10 protein-coding genes are annotated in these 6557 nt (G+C 59.7%); 6 read left to right on the top strand and 4 right to left on the bottom strand.

The annotated features are described in order from the left end of the window. A partial coding sequence (locus tag GGQ85_RS17765; RefSeq protein WP_309775656.1) for an EAL domain-containing protein occupies positions 1 to 668 on the top strand: 668 nt, incomplete at its 5' end. A 36-nt stretch (positions 669 to 704) separates the two neighbouring features. Here GGQ85_RS17765 and GGQ85_RS20955 read toward each other — a convergent pair. Further along, positions 705 to 908 (bottom strand): hypothetical protein, encoded by a 204-nt coding sequence (locus tag GGQ85_RS20955; protein WP_374708920.1) that lies wholly within the window; start codon positions 906 to 908, stop codon positions 705 to 707. On the opposite strand from GGQ85_RS20955, the gene GGQ85_RS20950 reads away from it, so the two are divergent. Beyond that, a complete protein-coding gene (locus GGQ85_RS20950) occupies positions 898 to 1206 on the top strand; it encodes an IPT/TIG domain-containing protein (protein WP_374708919.1) in 309 nt (102 codons plus the stop codon). The two genes, GGQ85_RS20955 and GGQ85_RS20950, sit on opposite strands and share 11 nt — an antisense overlap. A 94-nt stretch (positions 1207 to 1300) precedes the next feature. On the opposite strand, the gene GGQ85_RS17755 is transcribed toward GGQ85_RS20950, so the two are convergent. The 3 genes from GGQ85_RS17755 to GGQ85_RS17745 form a co-directional block, all read right to left on the bottom strand. Next, entirely contained in the window at positions 1301 to 1609 is a 309-nt protein-coding gene (locus GGQ85_RS17755; protein WP_309775654.1) for a hypothetical protein, read from the bottom strand. Positions 1610 to 1669: 60 nt separating this feature from the next. Continuing rightward, positions 1670 to 2263, bottom strand: coding sequence for an ankyrin repeat domain-containing protein (locus GGQ85_RS17750; RefSeq protein WP_309775652.1), 594 nt, complete (start codon positions 2261 to 2263; stop codon positions 1670 to 1672). Between the two features lie 369 nt (positions 2264 to 2632). Then, complete coding sequence (locus GGQ85_RS17745) at positions 2633 to 3562, bottom strand: LysR family transcriptional regulator (protein WP_309775651.1); 930 nt, start codon at positions 3560 to 3562, stop codon at positions 2633 to 2635. A 123-nt stretch (positions 3563 to 3685) separates the two neighbouring features. On the opposite strand from GGQ85_RS17745, the gene GGQ85_RS17740 reads away from it, so the two are divergent. The 4 genes from GGQ85_RS17740 (at position 3686) to GGQ85_RS17725 (ending at position 6434) form a co-directional block, all read left to right on the top strand. Further along, positions 3686 to 4765, top strand: a complete 1080-nt coding sequence (locus GGQ85_RS17740; RefSeq protein WP_309775650.1) for an alkene reductase — start codon at positions 3686 to 3688, stop codon at positions 4763 to 4765. Positions 4766 to 4868: 103 nt separating this feature from the next. After that, positions 4869 to 5291, top strand: a complete 423-nt coding sequence (locus GGQ85_RS17735; RefSeq protein WP_309775649.1) for a DoxX family protein — start codon at positions 4869 to 4871, stop codon at positions 5289 to 5291. Between the two features lie 228 nt (positions 5292 to 5519). Then, entirely contained in the window at positions 5520 to 5981 is a 462-nt protein-coding gene (locus GGQ85_RS17730; protein ID WP_309775648.1) for a hypothetical protein, read from the top strand. After that, a complete protein-coding gene (locus tag GGQ85_RS17725) occupies positions 5982 to 6434 on the top strand; it encodes a VOC family protein (protein ID WP_309775647.1) in 453 nt (150 codons plus the stop codon). The last annotated feature ends 123 nt before the right edge of the window (positions 6435 to 6557 follow it).

Genomic DNA, 6557 nt, shown 5'->3' with positions numbered 1-6557 from the left:
CATTTCTACCGGAGATCAATGATCCTGGACTGGAGTCGGAAATCGGAATGTTTGTTGTCGAACGAGCATTCAAAGACATGGCACGCATACTGGAATTGAGCCTTCCTGTGGACCGCGTTGCCATTAACGTGGCCAATGCGGATTTTCGATCCGACCGCTTTGTAGATCGATTTTTCGAACTTTCGGCCCAGACCGGCATCTCACCCGACCGGTTTTGCGTCGAGGTCGTTGAACAGGTATTTCTGGGAACCAATTTCCAGAGCTTTCAAGACCGCCTATTACGTCTGCACGATGCCGGCGTCGAACTCGCGCTCGATGACTTCGGAACAGGCTTTGCGTCCCTTACCCATCTCCGGCGCATACCGATCGACCGTGTCAAAATAGACCGAGGGTTCATTTCCAGCCTACCAGCGAGTGGAGAAGACTTGGTCCTTGTCAAAGGTATTATTGATATCACCCATGCTCTCGGTAAATCCGTAACGGCTGAGGGAATCGAGACTGAAGAGCAGGCGACGCTTCTTCAGCAACTCGGTGCCGACGGTCTTCAGGGTTGGTATTTTTCCAAAGCCTGTACCATGGAGCGCTTGCGTTATGTGCTGCTCCAGCTGTTGCCCAGGTCGAGATATAGCGATAATGCGCTTCAAATAGTTGCGCCTAGGAGGGCTTAGAACCGATCCCCTCTGCCGGCGCGTTTCCCTTTGAGGTCATATCAACGCTTCAGCTTCTTTCGGGTTAAGTTGCCGCGCGCTGGCCTCCGACGCCTTTCCGGCAGGCACCACGCTGCAAAGCAACGGTACGCTAAGCGGTGCGCCGACCGCTGCCGGGACTTTCAACTTCACGGTCAGAGCAACGGACAGTTCGACAGGAGCGGGTCCGTTCTCATCGGCCCCCGCCAATGTGACGGTCATTATCAATGCCGGCGCGCCGACGGTCAGTTCGGTCGCACCGAACAGCGGCTCGACGATCGGCGGCACCTCGGTCACGATCACCGGCACCGGCTTCACGGGCGCAACGGCGGTGACATTCGGCGGAACGGCGGCGACGGGCATCACCGTGGTCAATGACACCACGATCACTGCGTCGACGCCGCCGCACGCGGCGGGCGCAGTCGCGGTCGCGGTGACCGCCCCCAGCGGTACCGCTTCCCTTCCGAACGGTTTCACCTATTCGGCTTTGAATCGAAAGTGTCGAATTTATTCGAGTTAAGTCACGATGATTTTCGACACATGACTTTGGGCTTCATTAAACGAACGACACAGGGTCAGCGGGTGAAGGTGCCCGCAATCAAGGAAATCCGCACTTAAGCACGCGCTGTCTTTTTATTCATCGGTTTGTCCGCCGACGAACCGTTCAAAAGTGTTATCGAAACCGCGGGCAGGCTCATCGCCGCGGCATAGCTTCCCGGATTCATGCGCCAGTACAGAACGACAACAACGGCGACTGAAGCGAGGTGCAGCAGCCAGCCGGCCATGAAGCTGCCGGTGAGATCGTGCAGCATCGCGACGATCCATGGCGGCAGCGCCGTGATCAGGAAGCCGCCGCCCTGCATCAGCGCCGACAGCGCCCCGGCCTCGGCCGGATCGGCTAGGTGGTCGAGCGCCACGATCATCGATATGGCGAAACAACCTCGCTGCATCGCTCATCCTGTCATTCATGGCGCCTTCATTTGTCAGTGCGCTCCGGCGACGGCGAGAATCCGCTCGATCGCATCGTGGCCGTACGCGCGGGCGTGCTGGAGCGGTGTCACGCCCTTGCCGTCGGCCAGATTGACATCGGCTCCGGCCTTGACGAGCAGATCGACGATCTTCTGGTGCCGCTTGCCGCCGTCGCCGAGGATGATCGCCTCCAGTAGCGCGGTCCAACCGAGCCTGTTGACGTGATCAACATCGACTCCCGCTTCAATCAGCGTGCGCACCGTCTCGACATGACCGCGCTCCGAAGCCGGTATGAGCGCTGTGCCGCCGTAGCGATTGACGCTTTTCAGGTCGGCACCGTGCGCCAAAGTCATCTTCAGGATGTCGAGATGGCCGCGCGCTCCGGCATAGAGATACGGGCTATCCTCGATTTTATCCTTGGCGTTGACGTCGGCGCCAGCCTCGATCAACGCCCTGGCCGCCTCGATTCTGTTGACGTGGGTTGCAACCAGCAGCGCGGTCGCTCCGCTGTCGTCGCGCGCATCGATCTGCACGCCGTCCGCCAGAAGTATTTTGATGGCGGCGACATCATCCTTGCTCGCCGCCAAAAGCAATGAGGTTCCACGCATGGTCTCTCCTGCCGCAACGAGAGGGGCAGCCGTCAACAACAGGGAAGCGACACCTACAAGGACGGAACGGCGAAGCATCGTCTGTTTCCTGTGATGACGGAGTCAGGTTGCCTGACCCGCGCGATCACCGACCGCGCGGCACGACCGGTCGAGCCGACGGCAGCCGGCGATGGCCGTCTCCATCTACGCCTGGGAACGCGCAGGGCTGCATCGGAACTGGTCGAGCAGATGGAAGCGATCCTCGCTGCCAGATGCGCCCGGCGCACATAGGATACTGCCTTAACACAACAACATGCATTTCAGTCAGCCGTCCAACAAGTCGGCAGCAGCTCGTATTTAGAAGCCTGCAACCCTAACGGCGCGCTCCGTTTAGCATGCTCGTGGCCCCTCCTTCGCCGCGACGCCTTCCGAGCATTTCTTTAAATGCTCGATGATCCATCGCCCGGCCGGTCCTGGAGGTTCGCCTTCCCGATAAACAGCGAACATGGGAAGAGGCAGCCCTCCAGGCGGTGCCTCTTCAATCGAAAGCTCGGCGAGCCGCCCTTCGGCAATATCCCTTGCCACGGTGTGCAGGGGCATGCCCCCAAATCCCAGGCCACTGACAAGGAAGGCGTGTTTCGCAAAGAGGTCCGCCAGGCGCCAGGTGGACGGCGACATCACGCCGATGTTGCGGCCTTCCGTGAGCGTGGATCGATCCGTCAGGACAAGCTGCACATGCCGCGCCAACTCCTCTTTCGGGATGATGCCACGGTAGGATGCAAGAGGATGGCTCGCTGCAGCCACCATCATCAGTTTGACATCGAACAGGCGCTCCTTGATCAAACCGGTTGGAAGCGTCGGCAGAGAACCCACGACACCAAAACTCGCTCGCCCATCCAAAACCGGCTGCACCGCGCCACCGAGCGCCTCGACATAGAGACGCAACGGCGTCGCCGGAAACTGGATACGAAATTCTCGCGCCGCCTCGGCGATCACCTTTATCGGCAGAAACACGTCGAGGGCAGCCGTCAACTCGGCCTCGAGTCCGCCAGCAATCCCCTTCGCCCGCGCCTTCATGGCGTCGACGCCGGTGATCACCGCGCGCGCATCCGCCAGCAGGACAACGCCTTCCTTCGTCAGCCTGGGATAACGCCCCGCACGATCGAACAGCACGACGCCAAGCTGAGCCTCCAGACTCAGAATCGCTTCGCTCACCGCTGATTGGGTTCTTCGCACGCGGCGCGCTGCGGCCGAAAAGCTGCCTTCATCGGCAGAGGCCACGAACATCCGCAACTGGTCGAACGACACGCTTTCAAGCACCGATCACTCCATCGGTACAGCCGATAGATAATATCAAAATATACTGACTCCACCCGATATAAGCCATCCCTCATATTGTGCGTGAAGGCAACGCTGCTGCCCAAGCAGCCGAAGGAGCACACGATGACACTTCGCATCCACACATTCACGCCGGTCCGTCTCGGACGCTACGTCCTGCAAAACCGTCTGGTCATGTCCCCGATGACCCGCAGCCGCGCCAAGCCCGACGGCACGCCGGGAGACCTCGCGGCCGAGTATTATGGGCAGCGCGCCGGCGTCAGCCTGATCGTCGCGGAAGGCACGCAGCCTTCGGACGACGGGCAAGGCTACCTGACGACGCCGGGCATCTACACAGCGGCGCATGTCGCGGGATGGAAGAAGGTGACAACGGCCGTGCATAACAAAGGCGGTCGAATCTTCATCCAGCTCATGCATGCCGGGCGGATGTCGCATCCCGACAACACACCGCACCATCGCCAAGCTGTTGCGCCATCCGCAATCGCACCCGCATCGCAGATGTTCACCGCGACAGGGATGCAGGAGATTCCGGCGCCGCGCGCATTGTCTACTGAAGACATCCACCAGACCGTTGCCGACTTCCGTCACGCGGCGCGCGCGGCCATTGAGGCTGGCGCCGACGGCGTCGAGATCCACGGCGCCAACGGCTACCTCGTTCAGCAGTTCTTCGCCCCGAACGCCAACACGCGCACCGACCAATATGGCGGCTCGATCGAGAACCGCACCCGCTTCGCGATCGAAGTCGCCAAGGCAATCGCAGAGGAAATCGGCGCCGACCGGACGGCCATCCGCCTGTCTCCCGGATCACCCCTCGGCGGACTCAACGAGGGAGCGAGCGGCCCCGATCTCTATCGCCATCTCGTCGCCCAACTCAACAAGCTCGGCCTTGCCTACATCCACGTCATGCATAACGGCGACGATAGGCTGATGGCCGACCTGCGCGCGCAATGGAAGCAGGCGCTGATCCTGAACAGACCCGGACGCCCGCGCGAGGAAATCGGCGCTGATGTGGCTTCGGGACTGGCCGACTTTGAGGCTTACGGCCAGATGGTGCTGGCCAATCCTGATTTCGTCGCGCGGCTTAAGAGCGATGCGCCGATGAATCAGGCGGACCACACCACCTTCTTTGGCGGCACCTCACAAGGCTACACCGATTATCCCGCGCTTGAGGTCGCCGCCGCCTGAGCCGCGCGACGTTGTCCGTCACAGATCGAGCTGCGCAGTGCGGGCAGTTCAGGACCGCCAGGCCCGAACTTAATAGAACGTTCCAATTACAGGAGTCATTGCCATGAGCATTATCCGCTATCTTCCCTTCGCCGGTCGGCTGATGATCGGCCTTCCCTTTGCAATGAGCGGCTTGAGCAAGCTCAGTGCCTATAGCGCCACAACCGGCATGATCAACGCCGTCGGATTGCCAATTCCGCCGCTTGCCTATGCGGTGGCCGTAGCCGTCGAACTCGGCGGCGGTTTGCTTCTCATCGCCGGCTATCGTGCTCGCTCCGTCGCCGCTGCTCTTGCCCTGTTCTCGCTCGCAGCAGCGGTGTCGTTTCATAACAACTTTGCCGACCAGAACCAGATGATCCATTTCCTCAAGAACGTGATGATGGTGGGCGGGCTTCTGCAGATCGCGGCATTTGGCGCCGGCGCATTCAGCATCGATAACCAGCGCAAGGCCGGTGGCATAGGTTCAAGCCTCGCAGCGACCGCCTGACCATCCGCCACGACGTTCTTACTCGCGGTTTCGACCGTGACGAACCAAGTCAGATCGCAGACATCACATTGAGGACGTCGTCGCGGCACTCGCTCCCTGATCTTCCTGCAACAGAACAATCGCAGGTCGGTGCACCTCAAGCCGCTGCATCGCCATTCAGGCCTTTTGAAAATCGTTCAAGGAACTTAGTTTCGTTAAAGAAGTACGCTAACGTTGGGAGAAATCATTATGAAGATGCTTTCGCTCCGCGCGATGGCAACAATCTGTTTTGTTGTCCTGTCGCATACCGCAAACGCGCGATCGGCTTATGATGGTTCTTGGGACCTCGTCTTCGTGACGCAACGAGGCGCGTGCGATCCTACCTACAACTTCACTGTCAATATTTCTAATGGAGTTGTGACGCATCCTAATCTCGTAAGGTTCAGAGGATACGTCGCGAAATCTGGCGCGGTTCGCGCTTCGGTGACCGTTCAGGATAAATACGCCTCCGGCTCCGGCCGACTCTCCAGTGTTTCTGGCCGCGGGACATGGAACGGCCACGAGGGAATGAGCGATGCTCGGGCTACTGGACCGCGCAACGAAATTGATATCTTCAAGCCCCGGCATCTTGCCGCCGACAGCGCCTATGGCTCGGCAGCGAACCTCGCTTGGCCAGTCAAGGAGCGGCAGATCGACCAAGAGGAGGACTAAATGGTTAGTTTCACAAAGCCGCGCGCCATCGGTTTCAACCACGTGGCGCTGGAGGTCGGTGATATAGAGGAAGCGCTGGAATTCTATAGTCGCATCTTCGACTTTCAATTGCGCGGTAAGAGCGAGGCGATGGCCTTCATCGATCTCGGCGACCAATTCATCGCGTTGATGGCGGGACGCAAACAGTCCGCCGATGACGGTCGGCATTTCGGCCTCGTTGTCGACGACAAAGAGGCGGCGCGTGGTGCCTTGAAGGCTGCGGGGGTCGAGCCGATCGACGGTCCGTTTCTCGATTTCCGCGACCCCTGGGGCAATCGCATCGAGATCGTGGGCTATGACAATATCCAGTTCACCAAGGCTCCAAACGTTCTGCGCGGCATGGGTCTGACGCACCTGACTAAGAACGAAAGCGCGAAAAAGGAGCTGGCGGGAAAGGGGATGGCTACGAGCTAGAGGTGGTAGCCGCTCGGGACGTTGGGCGTTCGACGCTTTCAGCAATCAACGAATGAGGTAATATCGATGAGTCGAATCCTCACCCCATACAGTCGAAAACACACCTGCTACTTCGCGCTCGCT

This window comes from Nitrobacter vulgaris (genome assembly GCF_031453995.1).
GTDB classification, from domain to species: Bacteria; Pseudomonadota; Alphaproteobacteria; order Rhizobiales; family Xanthobacteraceae; genus Nitrobacter; species Nitrobacter vulgaris.
The sequence above is the reverse complement of the archived record's forward strand: the minus strand, read 5'-3'. Positions and strand labels throughout refer to the sequence as shown.

Bases quoted from the DNA above. Each gene is read 5' to 3' on its own strand.
- GGQ85_RS20955 (WP_374708920.1), bottom strand. From the start codon at position 908: ATGACCGTCACATTGGCGGGGGCCGATGAGAACGGACCCGCTCCTGTC.
- GGQ85_RS17755 (WP_309775654.1), bottom strand. From the start codon at position 1,609: ATGATCGTGGCGCTCGACCACCTAGCCGATCCGGCCGAGGCCGGGGCG.
- GGQ85_RS17750 (WP_309775652.1), bottom strand. From the start codon at position 2,263: ATGCGTGGAACCTCATTGCTTTTGGCGGCGAGCAAGGATGATGTCGCC.
- GGQ85_RS17740 (WP_309775650.1), top strand. From the start codon at position 3,686: ATGACACTTCGCATCCACACATTCACGCCGGTCCGTCTCGGACGCTAC.
- GGQ85_RS17735 (WP_309775649.1), top strand. From the start codon at position 4,869: ATGAGCATTATCCGCTATCTTCCCTTCGCCGGTCGGCTGATGATCGGC.
- GGQ85_RS17730 (WP_309775648.1), top strand. From the start codon at position 5,520: ATGAAGATGCTTTCGCTCCGCGCGATGGCAACAATCTGTTTTGTTGTC.
- GGQ85_RS17725 (WP_309775647.1), top strand. From the start codon at position 5,982: ATGGTTAGTTTCACAAAGCCGCGCGCCATCGGTTTCAACCACGTGGCG.